General features: G+C 33.3%; 1 protein-coding gene and 1 pseudogene. Both read left to right on the forward strand.

All coding sequences use genetic code 11. The features are described 5' to 3' along the window. Window positions 1-451, forward strand: a pseudogene (locus KPL54_RS25710) (acetyl-CoA carboxylase biotin carboxylase subunit); the annotation flags it as partial. Window positions 452-564: 113 nt separating this feature from the next. Beyond that, window positions 565-1,425 carry an acetyl-CoA carboxylase, carboxyltransferase subunit beta gene (gene accD / locus KPL54_RS25715; RefSeq protein ID WP_216109316.1) on the forward strand — a complete coding sequence of 287 codons (861 nt, stop codon included), beginning with the start codon at window positions 565-567 and terminating at the stop codon, window positions 1,423-1,425. Window positions 1,426-1,492: the final 67 nt, after the last annotated feature.

Consider the following 1,492-nt stretch of genomic DNA (forward strand, 5'->3'; position numbering starts at 1 on the left):
AACAGAAATGATTACTGGGATAGATTTGGTTAAAGCACAAATAAGAATTGCAGCAGGTCAAGTGCTTCCATACAAACAAGATGATATAAAAGTTATTGGTCATGCTATTGAATGTAGAATAAATGCAGAAAATCCTAATAAAAACTTTATGCCTTGTCCAGGGGTCATTAAATCGCTCCATATTCCTGGTGGATATGGAGTAAGGGTAGACAGTGCAGCGTATCAAGGTTATAAAATTCCACCCACTTATGACTCTATGATAGGAAAGCTTATTGTTCATGGAAAAGATAGAGATGAAGCAATATGTAAAATGAGAAGAGCGCTTGGTGAATTTATAATAGAAGGAGTCGATACTAATATAGACTTCCAATTTAAGATAGTAAATAATAAAGATTTTATAAAAGGTAAATTTGATACTGGTTTTATTGGTAAACAATTTAAAAATATTTAAAGTAGCTGAATGTATACTGGAAATTATTACTTAAAAGTTTTATACTATGAGAGTAGTATTTATTATATATGCTATAAATTGAAGTGGGTATATTTTTAGAAAGGGGTAGTTATATGTTTGAGTTTAAACGTATATTTAAAAAGAGTAAATATATTGAGGTTAAAAATTTAGAAAATGAAGATGGCGATAAAAAACCTAATATCCCTTCAGGAATGTGGGTTAAATGCGAAACCTGTGGTAAAATTCTTTATAAAAAGGATTTGGAAAGTAGCATAATGACCTGTGATAATTGTAGAACCCATTTCAGAATAGGGTGTCGCGAAAGAATAGATTATACTATAGATAAAGGTACTTTTAAAGAATACGATGAATTTATGATATCAGGTAACCCTATAGATTTTAAGGGATATACGGAGAAACTTCAAAATATACGGGATAAAACTTTATTAAACGAAGCAGTAATAACCGGAGAAGGAAAGATAAACGGGCAAGATACGCTAATTGCGGTGATGGATAGTAATTTTATGATGGGAAGTATGGGATCTGTAGTTGGAGAGAAAATTACGAGGGTCATTGAAAAAGCAACAGAGAGTAAAAAGCCAATTATTATATTTACAGCCTCAGGGGGAGCTAGGATGCAGGAGGGCATATTTTCTCTAATGCAAATGGCTAAAACTAGTGCCGCTATTGCAAGACATAATGAAAGCGGCAACCTTTATATAACTGTTCTTACAGACCCAACCACAGGTGGAGTTACAGCAAGTTTCGCAACTCTTGGAGATATAATCCTCTCAGAGCCTAATGCACTAATAGGTTTTGCAGGTAAAAGAGTTATAGAGCAGACATTAAAGCAGCAGTTGCCTGAGGGATTCCAAAGGGCCGAATTTTTGCTTGAGAAGGGTTTTATAGACAAGATAGTGGATAGAAAAGTTATGAAGGAAACTTTAGCACAGATATTGAAACTTCATTTATAGCACCGACAGAAAGACAAAAGTAATACATAAGGAGTGAAATTTTATGGTAACTTTACCTTTTGAAAAG

This window comes from Clostridium estertheticum (assembly GCF_018861295.1).
Lineage (GTDB): Bacteria > Bacillota > Clostridia > Clostridiales > Clostridiaceae > Clostridium_AD > Clostridium_AD estertheticum_D.